The organism is Pandoraea commovens (assembly GCF_024704525.1).
Classification (GTDB): domain Bacteria; phylum Pseudomonadota; class Gammaproteobacteria; order Burkholderiales; family Burkholderiaceae; genus Pandoraea; species Pandoraea commovens.
On record NZ_CP102780.1, the window covers coordinates 3,214,824 to 3,233,845 of the forward strand.

At 63.5% G+C, this 19,022-nt stretch carries 19 protein-coding genes; 9 read left to right on the forward strand and 10 right to left on the reverse strand.

Annotated elements, in window-relative coordinates; translation table 11 throughout:
- The first annotated feature begins 545 nt into the window (after nucleotides 1-545).
- Complete coding sequence (gene dapA, locus NTU39_RS14775) at nucleotides 546-1,526, forward strand: 4-hydroxy-tetrahydrodipicolinate synthase (protein WP_257957944.1); 981 nt, start codon at nucleotides 546-548, stop codon at nucleotides 1,524-1,526.
- A 25-nt stretch (nucleotides 1,527-1,551) separates the two neighbouring features.
- On the opposite strand, the gene NTU39_RS14780 is transcribed toward dapA, so the two are convergent.
- The gene (locus NTU39_RS14780) at nucleotides 1,552-3,189 is read right to left on the reverse strand and encodes a methyl-accepting chemotaxis protein (RefSeq protein ID WP_257957945.1); all 1,638 of its coding nucleotides are present in this window, start codon (nucleotides 3,187-3,189) and stop codon (nucleotides 1,552-1,554) included.
- Between the two features lie 325 nt (nucleotides 3,190-3,514).
- Nucleotides 3,515-4,036: a DMT family transporter gene (locus tag NTU39_RS14785; protein WP_217426124.1), complete on the reverse strand. Its 522-nt coding sequence runs from the start codon at nucleotides 4,034-4,036 to the stop codon at nucleotides 3,515-3,517.
- Between the two features lie 109 nt (nucleotides 4,037-4,145).
- Between NTU39_RS14785 and NTU39_RS14790 the strand changes: the two genes are divergently transcribed.
- A complete protein-coding gene (locus NTU39_RS14790) occupies nucleotides 4,146-5,045 on the forward strand; it encodes a LysR family transcriptional regulator (RefSeq protein ID WP_150662851.1) in 900 nt (299 codons plus the stop codon).
- A gap of 16 nt (nucleotides 5,046-5,061) precedes the next feature.
- On the opposite strand, the gene NTU39_RS14795 is transcribed toward NTU39_RS14790, so the two are convergent.
- Together NTU39_RS14795 and NTU39_RS14800 are read right to left on the reverse strand one after the other, a co-directional pair.
- Entirely contained in the window at nucleotides 5,062-5,739 is a 678-nt protein-coding gene (locus NTU39_RS14795) for an HD domain-containing protein (protein ID WP_257957946.1), read from the reverse strand.
- Nucleotides 5,740-5,807: 68 nt separating this feature from the next.
- Complete coding sequence (locus NTU39_RS14800; protein ID WP_039398139.1) at nucleotides 5,808-6,593, reverse strand: IclR family transcriptional regulator; 786 nt, start codon at nucleotides 6,591-6,593, stop codon at nucleotides 5,808-5,810.
- A 127-nt stretch (nucleotides 6,594-6,720) separates the two neighbouring features.
- Here NTU39_RS14800 and NTU39_RS14805 point away from each other — a divergent pair, with 127 nt between their 5' ends.
- On the forward strand, nucleotides 6,721-8,064 hold the full coding sequence (locus NTU39_RS14805; protein ID WP_373275311.1) for an MFS transporter: 1,344 nt from the start codon (nucleotides 6,721-6,723) through the stop codon (nucleotides 8,062-8,064).
- 4 nt (nucleotides 8,065-8,068) lie between these two features.
- Nucleotides 8,069-8,515: a type II 3-dehydroquinate dehydratase gene (locus NTU39_RS14810; RefSeq protein WP_150574287.1), complete on the forward strand. Its 447-nt coding sequence runs from the start codon at nucleotides 8,069-8,071 to the stop codon at nucleotides 8,513-8,515.
- Nucleotides 8,516-8,601: 86 nt separating this feature from the next.
- Here the strand turns inward: NTU39_RS14810 and NTU39_RS14815 are convergent, their stop codons facing one another.
- Entirely contained in the window at nucleotides 8,602-9,516 is a 915-nt protein-coding gene (locus NTU39_RS14815) for a LysR family transcriptional regulator (RefSeq protein ID WP_246184410.1), read from the reverse strand.
- A gap of 130 nt (nucleotides 9,517-9,646) precedes the next feature.
- Between NTU39_RS14815 and NTU39_RS14820 the strand changes: the two genes are divergently transcribed.
- The gene (locus NTU39_RS14820) at nucleotides 9,647-10,501 is read left to right on the forward strand and encodes an NAD(P)H-binding protein (RefSeq protein WP_150662852.1); all 855 of its coding nucleotides are present in this window, start codon (nucleotides 9,647-9,649) and stop codon (nucleotides 10,499-10,501) included.
- A gap of 54 nt (nucleotides 10,502-10,555) precedes the next feature.
- Complete coding sequence (locus NTU39_RS14825) at nucleotides 10,556-11,905, forward strand: DUF2252 family protein (protein WP_373275408.1); 1,350 nt, start codon at nucleotides 10,556-10,558, stop codon at nucleotides 11,903-11,905.
- Nucleotides 11,906-11,947: 42 nt separating this feature from the next.
- Here NTU39_RS14825 and NTU39_RS14830 read toward each other — a convergent pair whose 3' ends face one another.
- Nucleotides 11,948-12,412 carry a nuclear transport factor 2 family protein gene (locus NTU39_RS14830; protein WP_150663466.1) on the reverse strand — a complete coding sequence of 155 codons (465 nt, stop codon included), beginning with the start codon at nucleotides 12,410-12,412 and terminating at the stop codon, nucleotides 11,948-11,950.
- A 119-nt stretch (nucleotides 12,413-12,531) separates the two neighbouring features.
- Nucleotides 12,532-13,203 carry a glutathione S-transferase family protein gene (locus NTU39_RS14835; protein WP_150662854.1) on the reverse strand — a complete coding sequence of 224 codons (672 nt, stop codon included), beginning with the start codon at nucleotides 13,201-13,203 and terminating at the stop codon, nucleotides 12,532-12,534.
- Between the two features lie 102 nt (nucleotides 13,204-13,305).
- On the opposite strand from NTU39_RS14835, the gene NTU39_RS14840 reads away from it, so the two are divergent.
- Both NTU39_RS14840 and NTU39_RS14845 read left to right on the forward strand, forming a co-directional pair.
- A complete protein-coding gene (locus tag NTU39_RS14840; RefSeq protein WP_150663467.1) occupies nucleotides 13,306-14,235 on the forward strand; it encodes a LysR family transcriptional regulator in 930 nt (309 codons plus the stop codon).
- A 177-nt stretch (nucleotides 14,236-14,412) separates the two neighbouring features.
- The gene (locus NTU39_RS14845; RefSeq protein ID WP_257957949.1) at nucleotides 14,413-15,615 is read left to right on the forward strand and encodes a YbfB/YjiJ family MFS transporter; all 1,203 of its coding nucleotides are present in this window, start codon (nucleotides 14,413-14,415) and stop codon (nucleotides 15,613-15,615) included.
- Between the two features lie 30 nt (nucleotides 15,616-15,645).
- On the opposite strand, the gene NTU39_RS14850 is transcribed toward NTU39_RS14845, so the two are convergent.
- Both NTU39_RS14850 and NTU39_RS14855 read right to left on the reverse strand, forming a co-directional pair.
- Entirely contained in the window at nucleotides 15,646-16,491 is an 846-nt protein-coding gene (locus tag NTU39_RS14850) for an MBL fold metallo-hydrolase (RefSeq protein ID WP_257957950.1), read from the reverse strand.
- Between the two features lie 48 nt (nucleotides 16,492-16,539).
- Entirely contained in the window at nucleotides 16,540-17,070 is a 531-nt protein-coding gene (locus tag NTU39_RS14855) for a sugar ABC transporter (RefSeq protein WP_150662857.1), read from the reverse strand.
- A 168-nt stretch (nucleotides 17,071-17,238) separates the two neighbouring features.
- Here NTU39_RS14855 and NTU39_RS14860 point away from each other — a divergent pair, with 168 nt between their 5' ends.
- Nucleotides 17,239-18,132 (forward strand): LysR substrate-binding domain-containing protein, encoded by an 894-nt coding sequence (locus NTU39_RS14860; protein ID WP_150662858.1) that lies wholly within the window; start codon nucleotides 17,239-17,241, stop codon nucleotides 18,130-18,132.
- 42 nt (nucleotides 18,133-18,174) lie between these two features.
- Here the strand turns inward: NTU39_RS14860 and NTU39_RS14865 are convergent, their stop codons facing one another.
- Nucleotides 18,175-18,927: a sulfite exporter TauE/SafE family protein gene (locus NTU39_RS14865; protein WP_246184413.1), complete on the reverse strand. Its 753-nt coding sequence runs from the start codon at nucleotides 18,925-18,927 to the stop codon at nucleotides 18,175-18,177.
- Nucleotides 18,928-19,022: the final 95 nt, after the last annotated feature.

Below are 19,022 nucleotides of genomic sequence, written 5' to 3' on the forward strand. Positions count from 1 at the left end.
CAGAAGCAACGGCTCCTGTTCAACCATTCCGGCACCGGACCCATACTTGTGCAAGTCGCATGCCATGCGTCGGACGTAGCCACGACGCTCGCGAATCCCGGTCGGGTGGACGACCGCCGAGGCGTTTTTTCCATTCGTGGCAAGTTCGTCCTGTCTGTGACAGTGTGGACATGGACCTGGTGTTTCATGTTGACGTGCTTGACGTTACCCGCGCATTGCGTATAGAGTCACCGCATGACGAATTCCGCCCACCTCCGCTCGCAGGCTCTGCGCGTTGCCCTTCCGGGACAACGAGGTGCGTTCGTCAAAAGCAAAAAACAGTCGCTCAACTGACCGGAGCGTGCTGTTCCGTCAGTTGAGCGACGGAATAGCCACGTGGACCGGCAGTCCCGCCCAGCGCCCAGTGCGCGCCTGCAATACCCGTACCGCCCCGCATCACCGGCCAATCTGCCCCGAACACCACGCGTCAAATCTTGCGTCGCCCTGCTGAACGGTTTCCGTACAAGGTCACCACACGTTCATCGCATTCGTATCAGGGAGACACCATGCAAGACTCGCAATCGCCCATCGCCGCCGCTCAGTCGACTTCGCTTCACGCATCGTCCAGCTTTCGTGGGATCTGGCTGCCGCTCATCACGCCCTTCAAGCGCGAAGGCGCACATGCGCCGGTCGATCACACCGCACTGCGGCGGATCGTTGCGCACTACCGTCACTCGGGAATTGCGGGCTTCGTGATCTGTGGCACGACCGGTGAAGCGGCCGCGTTGGAGGATGTCGAACAAATCGCGGTGCTTGAGACCGTATTGGCAGAAGCCGACGGGCTGCCTGTCATCGCCGGTCTCGCGGGGAATCATCTCGGGCATACGCTCACGCGCATGGACGCCCTGAACGCATTGCCGCTCGCTGGTGTGCTGACGCCCGCGCCGTATTACATCCGCCCGTCGCAGGCGGGGCTCGTCGACTGGTTCCATGCGCTGGCCGACCGCTCGGCCGCGCCGCTGGTGCTCTACGACATTCCGTATCGCACAGGGGCCACGCTGACGTTAGAGACATTGCTCACGCTGGCCGGTCACGCCAACATTCGTGGCATCAAGGATTGCGGCGGCAACGCGCACACGACGCAGGCATTGATCGCCGATGGACGTCTGTCCGTCCTTGCGGGCGAAGATCATCAACTACTGTCGACACTGACGATGGGCGGCCACGGCGCGATTATTGCGTCGTCGCATTGCCGTCCGGCCCATTTCGCGGCGCTCTATCGTGCCGTACGCGCGCAGCAACTCGACGTCGCGCGCGTGCTCTTTCATGCACTCATGCCAGTCGTGAAGTTGCTGTTTGCCGAAGCGAACCCCGGTCCGGTGAAGGCGTGGCTCGCGCGTGAAGGCTGGCTGGAAGACGTGCTGCGCGCGCCGATGACGAGTGCATCACCGGCGCTTGCGCAGCAGTTAGTGGATGCGGTCGCCGCCATCGACACTGCGTTCGGTGCGAAGGCAGCGCAAGGGGCCGCGATCGCCGACGCCGCCTGACGGGAAGACGGCGATGGGCGCGTCGTCAGGCGACGACGCGCAGATGCCTGTCGTCGGGTGCGGCGAGCCTCGGCGTCATGGACACGGGATGGTGCGCAAAGTCACCGTGCGCACCGACGCCGCTGTCCACGCGGAACTTCGACGTCTCGCTCACGAGGTCGGCGGCCTGCTGACGCATATGCTCAGCCGCCGCCGCAGCCTCCTCGACGAGTGCTGCGTTCTGCTGCGTCACCTGATCCATCTGCGCGACGGCCTGATTGACCTGTTCGATGCCACGTGCCTGCTCATCGCTCGCCGCCGCGATTTCGGTGATGAGTTCGCTCACACGACGCACGGACACCACGATCTGATCCATCGTGCGACCGGCGACTTCCACACGCGACGAGCCGTCCTGCACCTGCTGAACCGACGCCGCGATCAGTTCGCGGATGTCCTTGGCGGTGCCCGCCGAGCGCTGCGCCAGCGTACGCACTTCACCCGCCACGACAGCGAACCCGCGACCTTGCTCGCCCGCACGCGCAGCTTCCACCGCCGCATTGAGCGCGAGAATGTTGGTCTGGAAGGCGATGCCTTCGATAGCAGTGATCATCTCGCTCATACGTGCCGAGGCGCTGGCCATGGCCTGCATCGTCTCTACGACGGCGCGCACGCTGCTTGCCCCGGCATCCGCCACGCCCGACGCCTCCTGCGACAGACGCTTCGCTTCGACGGCATGCTCGACGTTCTGACGCACGGTCGACGTCAGTTCTTCCATCGACGCCGCCGTCTCCTCAAGCGAGGCGGCTTGCTCTTCCGTACGCTGCGACAAATCAGTGTTGCCCTGCGCGATCTCACGCGCGGCGGTGTCGATGGCACCCGATGCGCCCTGAATGTTGCGCACCAGATGACTCAGTTGTGCGATGGCCGTGTCCAACGCGTTGGCCATCTCGCCGATTTCGTCGCGGCTTGCCACTTGCACGCGATGCGTCAGATCGCCGTTGGCGAGCGCCGAAGCCCCTTCCGAGACGGCACGCACCGGACGCGTCACCGAACGCGCAATCGCCATACCCGCCACCACGGACAACGTCACCGACAGCAATAACGTCGCGAACAGCCAAACGCGGGCGGACAGATAGGCGTCGTTAGCGTCGGCCGCTTCCTTCGCGCTCACCGCCTTGCCAACGCCCATCAGGTCGTCGAGTGGCGAGAAGAACGCCAGTTGCGCCTTCTGGAGACTGCCCAGCAGTTGCGCCTTGGCACCGGCGTAGTCGCCGTTGTGCACGAGCGTTTTGAACACGTCGAGTTGCTTGCCGTACTCCGCGCTGGCCTGCGTGAGCGTTTGATAGAGCGCCTTGCCTTTCTCCGTGTAGAACATCGTCGCCATGCCCTCGATGCTCTTCAGGTTCGCCTGACGCAGCTCCTCGATCTTCTTCAGGCGCGTATCGAGCTGCGAAGCGTCTTCGGACATCGCAATGTCGCGCAGCAGCACAGCCACATAGGCCGCGCGATCCTTCAGGTTATGGAATTCGAGAATCTTGTTGTTCAGGTCGGACACGATGAGTTGCGTGTTCGTGTCCATCGTCGCCATCTTCGTCACGGCGACGACCGCCACGACCAACAGCATGAGAACGTTAAGGGAAAAGGCGGCGGCGAGCCGTTTGCTGATACTCAGATTCTTGAACATCGGTGGTTGCGCGATTCGTCCTGGGGGTCTTGGTTTCGCCCTGCCGCCGGCACGCGCGGCAGGTCACTGTCTCTCTGCGTACCGCTTTCGGTACCTCTGACGAGACTTAACGAGTGCTTTTCACGAAACTTGAGCCTTGCCGCGACAAATTCGCGCGACACCCCGCAAACGCCCGCCAGGCAAAGCGTTCCACTGGTGGAAAAGCGCACCAAAATGGGGTCCTAACAACGCTAATTGCGTATCCACCAAATATATCAAGCCACCTGATTACATCGACGTTGAGCGCAATGCCGAACGGGTGACGACGATGCGGGTTGCGTCCCTCTCAGGAAACGATGGACTTCGCCGCGACCGCCCCTGTCGCCCCCGTTGATGCCGCGCGCGTTCCCCATTGCACGACGAGCATGCCCAGGACAATGAGCGCCACGCCTGCGATACGCGCGAGATTGACGGGCTTGGCGGCAAGTCCCATCAGCCCGAAGTGGTCGATGATCAGCGACGCGACGACCTGCCCCGCCACCACACAGACGATGAAGTTCGCCGCCCCCAGACGCGGCGTGAGCACCAGCGCCGCCGTGATGTAAGCCACGCCCGCAATACCGCCGATCCACAGCCACCACGGCCCGCGCGCGGCGGCGCCAATGTCCGGCAACCCGGCGCGCATGCCGATCAGCACGGGCAGCACAACGATAAGACTCACGAGCAACGACGCCACCGTCGCCCACAGCGGATGACCCAGTGCGCGCCCAAGCGCTGCGTTGCTGCCAGCCTGAAACGGGACAACAGCACCGGCCAGCATCGCGATGACGAGCGGCAGCAAGACTGTCGCGGGGATTTGGGGTGTCATTGATGCATTCATGAAGTGACCTCTTTATTCGTAAAAATCGCTTGCCTTCAGCATGAGTCATCCATTTCAATAATGGAAATTCTAATTCGTCACATAAACTATTCGTTACATGGATGACCTGCGTCGAATCGACCTCAATCTGTTGCTGACGCTGCACGCCTTGCTCGCGGAGCGCCATGTGTCGCGCGCAGCGTTGCGGCTGCATCGCAGCCAACCGGCAGTAAGCCACGCGCTGGCGCAACTTCGCGGCATCTTCGATGACCCGCTGTTGGTACGACGCGACGGCGGCCTCGCATTGACTTCGCGAGCGCTGGAACTACAACGTCCGCTTGAAGACGCCCTCGACCAGTTGCAAGGGTTGCTGCACGCGCCGGCGTTCGATCCACGCCGGGCGAAGCGGACCTTTCGTATCGCGCTCTCCGATTACGGCTCGCGCGTCTCGCTGCCTCAACTCACGCGACGCGTGCGAGAGCAAGCACCGGGCATCGACCTTGCGGCAACGCAAGCAAGCCGCGAAGCGATGCTCACCCAGCTACTCGACGGTGAAATCGATCTGGCGCTGGGTGTGTTTCACGAATTTCCGGGGGAATTGGAGACGCAGACGCTGTTCGAAGAATCGTTCATCTGTCTGGCGGATCGCACCACGCTGCCTGCGCGCGGTGGTCTGACTATGGCGGCATGGCTGGCGCGCCCGCATGTGCTGGTCGCGATGCGTCCGGGGGCGGACAACGAGATCGATCAGGCACTTGGGGAGCTGGGACACACGCGGCGCGTAGCCGTCACGCTGCCGCACTGGAGCATCGCGCCGGAGTTGATTGCGGGGACGGATCTAATTCTGACGGTCGCGCAAACGGCCGTCGCGCATCTGCGCCACGACCGCCAGTTGCGCCGCTTCGCCGCGCCGTTTGCGGTACCGCCGTTTCTGTTTCAGGCGGCTTGGCATGCGCGACGCGATGTGGACCCCGCGCATCGATGGCTGCGCGAACAGATCGCGGAGATCTGCCGCTAGAATCCGCCGTTAGACGTCAGTGATCTTCGAGGAAGCCGCTGTCGATAGCGTCGGCGATCATCCGGTGGGCGAGTTCTCCGAGCGCGGGGGACGCGTCGCCGATCACATGCATCAGCTTGCGCACTTGCGATGCTTTGATCGAGCGCTCGGCCCAGACGCGACCGTGCGTGTGATAGCTGTGCAGCAGCGGCTGGAGCCGGTCCATCGCGCGCGCGAACTTGGCGTCCACCGTCTCGCGCGCTTCGAACTCCTCCCACAGCGCGCGATACGATTTCGCCTGATCCACGGGCAACAGATTGAAGATGCGCTCGGCCGCCGCCTGCTCGCGTTCGTGCTGATCCTGCGCGGCCACGGCGTCGTAGGCATAGGTGTCGCCAGCATCGATCTCGACCAGATCGTGGATCAGCAGCATGAGCATGACGCGGGCAATCTGCGTGCCCTGTGGCGCATACTCGGCCAGCACCGTCGCCATCAATGCCATTTCCCAACTGTGCTCGGCATCGTTCTCGAAACGCTTTCCGGTGATCAGCAACGTGTTGCGCCAGGTCTCTTTGAGCGCATCCACTTCGCGCATGAACAACAACTGTGCTTTGAGACGAGCGGGCACATCGATCCTGCTGAAATCGCTCGGAATGTTCACGCTCGCCGCCTCTGGTTCCGCGTGCGTTGCATCGCGCTGATTACGCATGTCCATCTGATACTCCATTGGGTAGCCCACGATTATCGCCGCGATTCCCGTTCACAGCGCATCAGCGTGAGTGCTTATCCCTTACCCAGCGGCGGACGGCTCGGAAAGCCCGCCATGTTGCTCAGTTGTGCCAGCTCGTTGGCCGCTTCGAGCATCAGCCCGGAGAACTCGTGAATCTTCTTCGCCGTGAGCCGCACCCGGGGCGCTGCGAGACTGATGACCCCCACGCAACGCGAGCCGCTCACGACAGGCACCGCCACCGCCGCCATGCGTGGTGCGAAGACTTCGTCGATCATCGCGTAACCCCGCACGCGCGCGGCGTGCAGAAAACCCAGCAATGCTTTGAGCGTCGTCGGCGCATTCGGTCCGAACTCGTTCGGTTGTCCGAAGCCTTGCTTGAGCACGAGCGACGCCGCCTGTTCGTCGGTCATCGTCATGAGCCACGCATGGCCCGTGGACGTGCAGGAGAGTTGCGCTGCATGTCCCATGTCCGGGTCGTAGCGAAAGCCCGTTCGCTGACCGTCGGCGCGGCCCACCCAGATGATGGCGTCGCAGTCGACCAGCGACAGACGCACCAGCCCGGCCGTCTGCGCAGCGAGACGTTCGATGATCGGCTGCGCGATGTCCGCGATGCCCGTCAGACTCAGAAATTCGAGCCCGTTCGACGTCATGCGCATCGTGAGGATGTAACGGCCGTGATCGACCAGTTGCCTGACGTATCCGCTCTCGACCAGCTCGGTCAGCACGCGGTGACAGGTGCTGCGCGGCAGTGACAGCGCTTCGGCAATCGCGACAAGGCCCGCGCCCTCACCTTCCGACGCCAGCAAATCGAGAATTCTCAGCCCGTTTTTCAGTGACATCGACGTCATCTTCCATAATGTGGAATGGAGTTCCGGTCTGGAACGACCTCTCCGGTGCGCGCAAACAATAGCACTTGTTCGTCGCCAGAAACGAACGTTTCAATATATCGAGAACTCAGGAGACAACATGTCAACTTTGGTGGATTCGGACCTGAACGTGGAAGCACAATCCACGCAGGCCCAATTAATGGCGCGTCGGGCGGTCGCGGGGGCAACGGTCGGCACCGCGCTCGAATGGTTCGACTTCGCACTCTACGGTGTGGTCGCGGCCACGATCTTTCCCAAGCTGTTCTTCCCGTCGCTCGATCCGACGGCGTCGCTGCTCGCCTCGCTCGCGAGCTTTTGGGCCGGACTCGCCGCACGCCCGCTCGGCGCAGTGATCTGCGGCATGCTTGGCGACCGCTGGGGACGTCGCAAGCTGATGCTGATTACCGTGTCGGTAATGGGCGCTTCGTCGTTTCTGATGGGGCTGCTGCCCACGTACGCACAGGTCGGCATCATTGCACCGACGCTGCTCGTGACGCTGCGCATCATCCAGGGCTTCGCGCTTGGTGGCGAATCGACCGGCGCGCAACTGATGGCCGTGGAGCACGCGAGCGCCGAGCGGCGTGGGTGGTATTCCGGCTTGCTGGGCATCTGCTCGCCGCTGAGCCAGATCCTCGCCAACTTCTCGCTCTTTGCGCTGGCCGGTCTGCTCTCGCCGGACGCCTTCGAATCGTGGGGATGGCGCGTGCCGTTCCTCGCCAGCTTCGTGCTGGTGCTGCTGGGGATCTACATTCGCCGCAAGGTCAGCGAGACGCCAGCGTTCGAAGCGCTCAAGAAAAACGGGCAGCGCACCCGCGTGTCGAACCCGCTCGGCATCGTCTTCAAACATCACTGGCGTACGGCGCTGCGTCTGACGCTGTTCTTCTGCGGACCCGCTGCACTGTTCTATCTGATCGTGGTGTTCTCGCTCAGCTATCTCACCAAACAACTCGGCGTGCCCAAGCAAACGGGGTTCATGCTGTTGATGGTGGCGAACGTCTGCGCCATCGTAGGCGCGCTGGCAGGCGGCTATCTGAGCGACCGGATCGGACGCAAGCGCGCGCTGCTGCTCGGTTCGTTCTGCACGTTGGTCTGCTGCCTGATCTACTTCCCGATTTTGGGTCAGAACTCGCTGCCCCTGACGATGATCGTGATGGGCGCGTTCCTCGGTTTTACGCAGTTCCAGAGCGGCATTCAACCCGTGTGGTTCGCGGAGTCCTTCCCGACCGAAGCCCGTTACACCGGTTCTGCCCTGTCGTACTCGGGGGCCAATCTGCTGACGGGCGGACCGATGCCCATCGTTGCCGTGGCGCTGCTGGGCGCCTTCAACGGTTCGCCCTGGGCCATCGTCGCAGTGTGCGGTTCGCTGAATCTGCTTTCCTTCCTGATGATCGCCATCTCGCCCGAAACGAAGGGCACGCCCCTGGACCGATCATCCACTCACTGACGTCATGACCCGAAAACTCTACATCCTCAACGGCGCGAACCTGAACATGCTGGGTTTGCGAGAGCCGCAGCTCTACGGCACCACCACACTGGCGGACATTGAACAAAACTGTCTGAAGCTGGCCGCGACGCTCGAATTCGATTGCGTGTTCCGTCAAACGAACAGCGAGAGCGAACTGGTCGACTGGATTCAGGAAGCGTTCCTTCAGGACGCGGCACTGATCCTGAATCCCGCCGGCTTTTCGTTCGGGCGGATTCCCGTGCTGGACGCCGTCAAGCTACTGGTGCGGCCCGTGGTCGAGCTGCACATCACCAACATTCACCGGCGCTCGGAGGAGTATCGCCATTCGACGATTTCCGTCGCGGCGACAGCGGTGATCTGCGGCGCGGGAGCGAACGGGTATCTGCTCGCCATCCGCGCGATTGACGATCTGTGGAACGCCCCGCGCTGACGTTAGCGCATGCATGCGCGTGCTCACGACCTGATCCAGAAAGCGCCGCAAACACAGCAGATACAGGTGCTTCGCAAGGATGTCCCTTATGTCTGCGCCGTGAGCGACGTCACAAAGTCGAGAAACGCCCGCGTCTTGGCGGGCGGATGATGGCGCGACGGATGATAGGCATAGAGTGGAAACCGCTCGTCGGGCCAGTCGGGGAACAGATCGACGAGTTGGCCGCTCTCGCGCCAGCTTTCGGTGCCGAAGCCCATCACCTGCGCGACACCGTAACCGGCCAGACAGGCGCTGAGCAGCGTGCCTGCATCGTTCACGACGAGCCGCCCGTTCGTCGGTACAACGAGACGCTTGCGCTTGCGATGAAACTCCCACGGGAACGGACGCCCCGTGCGCGGATCGCGAAATTCGATGCAGGTGTGCGCGTCCGACGCCAGTTCCTCCGGCTTGAGCGGCCGCCCGCAGCGCTTCAGATAGGCGGGTGCAGCGACCGTCAGGATCGGTGTGTCGAGCAGTTTGCGTGCGACGAGCGTCGAGTCGGGCGGCACGCCGAAACGCACCGCCAGATCAAAGCCGTCGGCAATCATGTCGCCCAGACTGTCCCGCGTGATCAGTTCGAGGTGCAACGCGGGATGTTGTGCGAGGAACGCTTCAAGACTCGGCCCGAGAATCAGACGCGAGAAGAACGGATCGATGTTCACGCGCAAGCGCCCGCGCACGGCCGTAGCACCACCCGACGCCGTCGCTGCGGCGTCCTCCAGTCCGGCGAGCAACGGCGTGACCTGTGCATAGAAGCGGCGGCCTTCGTCCGTAAGCGACACCACGCGCGTCGTCCGATCGAAAAGCCGGATGCCGAGCCGCCCCTCCAGCCGCGATACGGCACGGCTCACGCCCGGTTGCGACATATCCAGCCGCTCGCCCGCCGCCGCAAAGCTACCCGCCTCCACAATCGCCACGAACACGCTCATGCCGTTGAGCATGCGTTCATCGAATCCGGCCACCTCGCCCTCCCCGGCATCAGATGCCAAATCAGCATGAATCAAATGACATTGATGTTATCGCGAAATGCATGACATCTGCCGAGAATAACGACCAGCGCGGTAGGGACCGCGATCTATTCAAGGATTCGAGATGTACGCCATTACTGGAATTACCGGACAAGTCGGCGGAGTCGTCGCCCAAACGCTGCTCGATCAGGGCGACACGGTGCGCGCCGTCGTGCGTAGCGCCGCTAAGGGTGCGGCATGGCACGCTCGCGGCTGCGACGTCGCCGTCGCCGATGTGGCCGATGCCGACGCCCTCACCCGTGCCTTCACCGGTGCACAAGGCGTGTTCGTGCTGTTGCCGCCGCACTTCGATCCGTCGCCCGACTTCGCCGAGTCGCGCGCCAACATCGCGGGGATTGTCAAAGCGCTTCAGGCCGCCCGGCCAGCACGTGTGGTCTGCCTGTCGACCGTCGGTGCGCAGGCCGCCCAGCCAAGTCTGTTGTCGCAGCTCTCGCTGCTAGAACAGCACTTAGGCGCACTCGACCTGCCGGTGACGTTCCTGCGCGCGGCATGGTTCATGGAGAACGCAGCATGGGATGTGGCACGTGCCCGCACGGACGGCGTGCTGGAGAGCTACCTCTCGCCGCTCGACCGTGCAATCCCGATGGTCGCCACGGCCGATGTCGGCACGACCGCAGCCCATCTGCTGCGCGAACCGTGGGCGGGCAAGCGCGTTGTCGAGTTGTGTGGCCCGGAACTCGTCTCGCCTGACTTGCTGGCGAAGACGCTGGGCCACGCACTCGGTCGCGACGTAGCGGCACAAGTCATTGCCCGCGACGAATGGGAAGCGCGTTTCCTCGCACAAGGCATGCGTTACCCGACGCCACGCATGCAAATGCTCGACGGTTTCAACGAGGGCTGGATGACGTTCGAAGGTACGCCGCGACGCGGCACGACCTCGCTTGCCGACGTCGTCAGAACGCTCGTCGCTTGCCATTGACGCAACGTTTGCCCGACACTGGGTGCATTGCATCGCGTCCAGCCACCTGAATGGCTGGCGCGACGCGCCCTCAGGGAGCGTCGAATGGCGAACGGCAAGCGCGTCAAAACTGGCAAGAAGAAACAATGGGCCACGCCCAAGGCCCGGTTAGAGCGACTCACCCATGAACGTGATCGCAAGATGGCGCGATCACCTCACGCTTATGTGCGCGGCAGCACCGCGCGATTCTACGAATGGCTGGACGAGGCCGACGTCAATCTGCCGCAAGGCCCCGCGATCTGGATTTGCGGGGACTGTCACACCGGCAATCTCGGCCCGCTCGCGGACGCTCACGGGCATGTCGACGTGCTGATCCGCGATCTCGACCAGACCGTCATCGGCAACCCAGTCCACGACCTCATCCGCCTCGCCCTCTCGCTGGCCAGCGCCGCGCGCGGCTCGGCGCTCTCAGGGCTGACCATCATCCACATGCTCGAAGCGCTCACGCATGGCTATATGGCGGCATTCGATCGCGGCGATGGCAAAGCCGATCCCGAATTCGGTCAATCTCGCGGCAAATCGCACGGCACGAAAAACGGCAAGGGGCGCGACAAATCGCACAACGGGCAGGCACAGAACGAGCGCCCGGAGATTGTCGATCTGATCATGCGGCGCGCAGTCAAACGTTCGTGGAAGCATCTCGCGCTGGAGCGCATCGAGGACATCCGTCCGAAGATTCCGCTGGGCAGACGCTTCTGGCCGCTCAGCGCGACGGAGCAAAAGCAGATCGACGCGTTGTTTCAGCTCGACACCATCGCGAGTCTGGCCACGTCATTGCGCGGACGTCCCAACGACGGTGCCGTCGAAGTGCTCGACGCCGCCTACTGGGTGAAGGGATGCAGCTCGCTCGGGCGGCTGCGCTACGCCGTGTTGCTCGACGTGGACGGTGGCGTCGTGCAGGGCGACGACCTCTGTCTCATGGACCTGAAAGAAGGCGTGAAAGCAGCAGCGCCTCGCTATGCGGGCGTTCGCATGCCTCGCGACAACGCCGAACGTGTCGTCACCGGCGCGCGGCACCTGTCGCCGTCGCTTGGGGAGCGCATGCGTGCGGCACGTCTGCTGGATCGCTCTATCGTGATTCGCGAGTTGCTGCCACAGGATCTGAAACTTGAGATCGACACCCTCACGCAGCACGACGCCGCCGAAGTGGCACAGTACCTCGGGGGTGTCGTCGGCCACGCGCATGCAAGGCAAATGGACGACGCCACCTGTCGCGAGTGGCTCGCCGACTTGCAACGCAACCGCTCGAAGACCATCGACTCCCCGGTCTGGCTCTGGAACAGCGTGGTCCAGCTCACAAGCGAACACGAAGCCGCTTACCTCGAACACTGCAAACGTCTGTTCTCCGGCGACGGGCCCGGCTAATGCGGGCGCACATCCGAGTGTCGCGTGTCGTTAGCCGGGAAATCAGAACATCGAGTTACCGCTGACGGTCTTCGCGGGTGTCTGCTGCGAGACGTCCCAATGCTCGACGATCTTGCCCTTTTCCAGACGGAAGATGTCGACGATGGCAATCGGCAGATCGCCGGGATGCGGCACCTTGCGCACGTGGAGAATGACGAAATCGCCGTCGGCGAACGCGCGCACGATATCGCTATGCGAGTCGGGCTGATTCTTGCGCAGGAAGTCGACGAACTTGCCGAAACCCTCCACACCGTCGGGGGCATTCGGGTTGTGCTGAATGTACTTGTCACCCAGAAACTGACGCGCAGCGGCGAAGTCCTTGCGATTCAGACCCGCTTCATAGAAGGCCAGCACGGCCTGCTTGTTCGCGGCCAACTGCGACGCAGGCACGGCGGGGGTCGCACTCCCAGACGCCCCCAACCCTTCGGTGGCGGCCGCTGAAATTGCCGAACCGGGCAATGGCGCCATGCCTTCGGCGGCATGGACGGACGCCGTCGCGACAAGACAGACAGCGGCGGTGGCGAGCAACGAAGCAATCGGATTTTTCATAACGTTTGGCGGATGTGTGGTGTGGCGCAGGCGAGCGATCAGCTTAGCAGTTCGAAAGGACCGCCGCGCGTCAGCGCGCGCTGGTAAGCGTCGCGCGCGTGGATACGTTCAAGGAAATCGGCGATGGCTGGCCAGCGGTCTTTCGCGTCCCCGCGTGCCGCAGCGGCCTCCAGCGGGAAGCTCATCTGAATGTCGGCCGCGCTGAAGGTATCGCCGACGAACCATCCGGTCCTGGTCAAGGCATCGTTGACGTACCCGAAATGCAGCGCCAGTTGCGGATCGACGAAACTCGATTGCAGCGTGCCACTGATCTTGCGTGCGATGGGCCTGACGAAGAACGGCATCGGCGCACTGGCGATACGCAGGGCGACCAGCTTGAGCAGCAACGGCGGCATCGCGGAGCCTTCGGCGTAATGCAGCCAGTACGTCCAGCGCAGACGCTCGGGGGTGTCGCGCGGCGGTGCGAGACGTCCCTGCCCATAGCGGTCGGTCAGATACTCGATGATCGCGCCCGATTCGGCCAGCGTCAGATCGCCGTCGGTGATGACGGGGGATTTTCCGAGCGGATGAATACGGCGCAGTTCCGGCGGCGCGAGCATCGTCTTCGGATCGCGTTCGTAGCGTTGCAGATCGTACGGCACCCCAAGTTCTTCAAGCATCCACAGCACGCGCTGCGAGCGGGAGTTGTTCAGGTGATGAACCGTCAGCATGGTGTCTGGCTCCGGCGGGAAATCCGCACGCCATTGTCGCCGTATTGGCCGGTTTCGGGGGTTTCGGGTACGCTTGGCCGTCTTCGCCCTCATCTATCGCTCATGGACCGAATCGACGCCATGAAGGTCTTCGTCGCCACCGTCGACGAAGGCAGCCTCGCCGGAGCAGCCCGGCGTCTCGGACGCTCGGCCGCCGCCGTGAGCCGCGCCATCGCCTATCTGGAGACGCACACCGGCACCGCGCTACTCCATCGCACCACGCGCACGCTTAAGCTCAGCGCCGCCGGCGAGCGTTACGCGGCCGCTTGCCGACGCATTCTGCTCGACCTCGATGAAGCTGACGTCATCGCCGCCGGTGAGCGGTCTGCGCCGCGCGGACAACTGACCGTCTCCATGTCGCTCGCCGCTGGCGAGACGTTCATGCGCGAGATCGCCGAAGCGTTCATCGAGCGCTACCCGGACGTTGTGGTGCGTCTGCAAATGAGCGACCTGCCGGTGAACCTGATCGACGAAGGCGTCGATGTGGCGGTACGCGTGGCACACCTGCCCGACTCGTCGCTGGTGGCGACGCAGGTGGGAGAGGTGCGACGCATCATCGCCGCGTCCCCCGAATATCTGGCCTCGCACCCGCCCATCGAGACGCCTGCCGATCTCGCGAAACATCGCATCGTTTCCATGACGTATTTCGGTATCGATTCGTGGCGCTTCCCGCCCACGGGGCGCAGCACCGTGCCGCAGATCGTCCAGTTCACGCCACGACTGATCGTCAACTCGATCCGGGCAGCCATTGCATCGGTCGTGGCCGGGCACGGCGTGGCGCGCATGCTCTCGTATCACATCGTCGATGAACTGGAGCGCGGCGCGCTGCAGATCATTCTCCAGAACTACGAACATCCACCGATGCCGGTGCACGTCATCACGCCTCAGGGACGGCTGGCCGTGCCCAAAGTGCGCGCGTTCGTTGACTTCGCCGTACCGCGTCTGCGCAAGCATTTCTCGCATGCGCACAAGCTGGCGGCAGGCAAGCGGTAAGGAGCGGCGCCTCCCATCGGACGTGCGAAACAGGCGCCGATTCGTACGCCGCGCGGAAGAATGACTTCCGACGCACAGCCGTTCTCTGACGCACCGCAGCAACCTACACTGAGTCCATCGCCTTTGCGCGCCGCGCCGTTCGATGCGCGACGCGACGCAGCGTCCCCCGGAGTCATCATGTCCAATGCAGTCCTCGGCGGCACATCGACCGCCCCTTTCAACGCCTGGCGCGCCACACTTTGCGCCGCCTGCGCGAGCCTCATCGGTATCGGCTTTGCCCGCTTCGCCTACACCGCCCTGCTCCCTGCGATCATCGGCGCACACTGGTTCGCGCCCTCGACGGCGGCCTATCTGGGTGCCGCAAACCTCGGCGGCTATCTCGCCGGTGCGCTGGGCGCGCGCGTGTTGTCGCGTCATGCGTCGAACGTGACGATCCTGCGCGTGATGATGCTACTGGTGGTCGCGGCATTCTTCGCCTGTGCGTGGCCGCTCTCGTTCCTGTGGTTCTTCGCGTGGCGCTTCGTCTCGGGCTTCGCGGGCGGCGTTTTGATGGTCATTGCCGCACCTTCGGTGCTCGCACACGTCACACCGTCGCGACGCGGCATTGTGAGCGGCGCGATCTTCGCAGGCCTCGGATTGGGAATCGCCGCATCGGGCACGCTCGTGCCGCTGTTGCTGCGTCAAGGCCTCGCGCAAACGTGGATCGGGCTCGGCGTGTTGTCGCTGGTCCTCACCGTCGTGGCATGGCGCGGCTGGCCCGCGAGTGCACCGGCGACAGCAGCGACGGCGGCGCATCCGAAACACCGTCCCGCCGCCCCTATGACGTTGCGCTCGCTCTACATCGAATACGCACTGAACGCCGTGGCGCTGGTGCCGCACATGATCTTCCTGGTCGATTACGTCGCACGCGGTCTGGGCAAAGGGCTCGACGCGGGCGCGAACTATTGGGTGCTGTACGGACTGGGGGCCATCGTCGGACCGCTTTTCGTGGGACACCTTGCGGATCGCATCGGCTTTGCGCGAGCGTTGCGGGTCGCGTACGTTGCGCAGATGTTTGCCGTGATCCTGCCAGTGCTTGGCCTCGGGCTGCCCGCCCTGATCGTCTCCAGCATGGTGATGGGCGCATTCACGCCGGGTATCGTGCCGCTCGTTCTGGGCCGTGTGAACGAACTCCTCGCTCATCATCCCGCCTCGCAGAAAGGTGCGTGGAGCACCGCGACGACCAGCTTCGCCACCTTTCAGGCGGGCGCTGCCTACGGGCTGTCGTTCCTCTTTGCGGCGACGTCCGGCAACTACTCGCTGCTGTTCGTCGTGGGCGGCGTCGCCATGACGCTCGGGTTGGCGGTGAACCTCATCGCGGCAAGGATGGCGCGGGCTTGATACCGCGCTCACCCGCCCATCACTCGCCCATCACGCATCGGTCTCGTACGCGAGACCGTACCCGCCCTTCGAGCGACGAATCCTCGCGAACCCGAGCTCGCCGAGATGCATCCCCGCGATCAGCACGCCGTCAGCGCTGACGCCATCGAGCAACCGCGAGCGGGTTGCCGCAGCAAGCGAGGCATCCTGATCGAACGCAATCGTGACATCGGGCCGCTGGATCTGGATATGCGGGAAGTGCACGATATCGCCCCAGACGAGCAGCCCCGCGTCAGCCGATTCGATGAGAAAGCCGGTGTGGCCCTCCGTGTGCCCGGGCAGCGGCATCGCCTGAATGCCGGGGAGCACTTCACCGGCGCGAAAGGTGCGCAGTTGTTCGCGGTAGCCTTCGAAGACGCCGCGTGCGATCCGGAAGTTGCCACGCGCCCGTTCGCTTGCGCGCGCCAGATGGGCATCGTTCTGCCAGAACCCGATCTCTCGCTCATCGACGACAAGCTCGGCGTTCGGGAATGCGCGTTGCCCATCCGGCGTCATCAGCCCACCGACATGATCCGGATGCGCGTGAGTGAGCAGCACCGTATCGATGGCTTCCGGTGCGATGCCCGCATGCCGAAGGTTCGCGTTCAGATGGCCCCCCCACTGCTTGATGCCACCCGCCCCGCTGTCGATGAGAACTGTGCGTCCCCCGCCTTGCACCACGTAACAGTTGATGTGGACGGCTGCTGGATCGGGCTCACCGGCAGCACGCTGAATGCTCTCGGCGTCGGTAGCGTCGATATTCGACAGGAAGTCGAAGCTCGCCGTGAGGTAGCCGTCGCTGATGGCGGTGACGGTGAAATCGCCGATCCGCTGGCGCGGGAAGTGAGGGAATGACATCTTGCGACTCCTGAACGGGTAGTGGCGCACGTCGAGATTCGGCGCGCCTCAGCGCAGCATCTCGCTGCGGGTCAGTTGTTCGCCCATCGGCGCGTAGAGATGCACGCCTTGCGGCGGTTCGGCGAGACGCGCGGCATCGTCTGTCGACACCACGGCAAGCCACCGGTGCGCCGGTGCTTTCTCCAGCGCCACCGCGTGCATGGCGAGCGGCTTAAGCCCCATGTCGACCAGCGGCTCAGGTCCGCTCGCGCAAAGCGCCAGACGCTCGCGCGTCTGCACGACAGGCGCCAAGCCGATGTCGCTGTACAGATTTCGATGCCAGTCCGTGATGTGCTGCTGCCACCGCGCAAAGTTGCCACCGCCCTTCTGGCGATATTCGTCGCTGGTCAGCACGTCCAGCCCGTCGACAGTATGGATGGCGAGATACACAGGGCATCCCTCTGTGACCGCCTTGAATCGTTGCGACGATTGAAAACCCGTCACCGAAATGAGGGCGGGCAGCTTTTCGCGACTGTAGAAGTCGTTCCATTCGGCCTCGCTTGCAGGGTCGGCGAAGGTGCATTCGACGGTGTAGATCATGATATCTCGTCGTTCCGGGAGGTTGGGCATTCGCACGAGAATTGTGCGTTTTCATTGCATGAACGTAATGCTAATCTGGCATTTTCCACGTCCATAACGATTTCCGATCAGTCTTCAGTGATATTTAATCAAGCTGACTGCCATCGCCCTCCCACCGACCAAACCCAGATGCGACGCAAAATCCCAAGCCATTCCGCCCTGCTCGCCTTCGAGGCCGCCGCCCGGCACGGGAGCTTCGCACGTGCCGCCGACGAGCTGGCTCGCACCGAAGGCGCCGTTAGCCGTCAGATCGGACGGCTGGAGGAATTTCTGGGGGTGACGTTGTTCGAGCGCATCGGCAACCGGGTACGGTTGCTGCCGAACGGTGCGCGATATGCCTCGCAGGTGCGTGAAACGCTGGACCGGCTGGAGCGGGACAGCCTGTATCTGATGGGGCAACCGACCGAGGGCGCAAGTCTCGATATTGCGGCGACACCGACCTTCGCCACGCGCTGGCTCATTCCTCGGTTAGCGCGTTTTCAGGACCAGCATCCGAATATCACGGTCCATCTTTCGGAATGCATGGAACCGTTCCTGCTGGCAGGCAGCGGGTTCGACGCGGCGATCCATTTCGAGCATCCGGCATGGGCCGGGATGCACGTGCATCGTCTGCTGGAGGAAGTGCTGATTCCGGTGTGCAGTCCGTCGCTGTTAGCCCGCGCGGGGGAAGGCGCAACACTGGACGATCTGCCGCGCCTACATCGTCGCCAGAATCCGGACGCCTGGCAGCACTACGCGCAGGGTACCGCCATCACGCTGACGAACTCTGCCGTAGGCGCACGTTACGACCTTCACTCGATGCTGATCGAGGCCGCATTGGCCGGTCTGGGCGTAGCGCTGGTGCCGCGTCTTTACATCGGGGTCGAGCTTGAACAAGGCCGTTTGGTCGCACCGTGGCCGCAGGACAGCGCGGTGGCAAAGAACTTCTGTCTCGTGCTGCCCGAACCGCTCGAACTGGCCCAGGGACCGATTCGCACGTTCTCGGACTGGCTGCTCGATGAGGCAGGCACAATGCCTGCCTGAAGTCCAAAGGTCAATTGGGCGACAGATGCGCCCTTAGTCAATTCAGCGCCACGCCGCACTCAGCATCACGCCGCCGGAGACGACCAGCATCGTGTCAAGCAAGCGCTGGAAGACGTTCGGCGTAATGCCGAGGACGAAGCGCTTGCCGAGCATCGTGCCCAGCATCAGCGTCATGCCGACGATGAGACCATTGGCCCAGGCTTCGGGCGGCAACGCGCCCAGTCCCGAGAACATCAACACCTTGGCCACGTAGATGAAGACAGAGCTGGCCGACTCCGCGCCGAGGAAGGCACCGCCCGACAGGCCGTAAGCGGCGAATGCGGGAACGCTGAGCGGCCCCGTCGACAACACGATGCCCGTCAGGAAGCCGATCACCGCGCCCACCGCCGCCAACTGCCAGAGCGACAGACGAAATTGATGGCGCCGAAGGAAATGCCGGGTCGGCACCATGGCGACGAAGAATAACCCCAGCGCGATATCGACGGCGGTCGACGGGAGGCTCCAGAGCGTCTTCGCACCGAGCGCCGCTGCCGGTGCGCCCGGCACCGAGTAAGCCAGCACGGCGCGCCAGTCGATCTCGCGCCACCACGCCACTACCTTCGAGAGATTGCCGACGATGGCCGCGACGGCCATGATCGGCACCGCCTGTTTCGGACCGTACGTGTACACCAGCACCGGCAGCAGCATCATCGACGATCCCGTGCCGACCACCCCGCTGACCGCCCCCGCCGCCGTGCCGACGATGGCGATCATGACCATGCCCCACGCGTGTCCCGCCAAGAATCCTGCCAACATCCGTGCCTCGCGATTTGCCGATTCCCTCACGTTATCAAGCCGTCTCAGGCAGCGTGAACCTTAGCCGCGACGATAAAGCATGATGCACACTCACA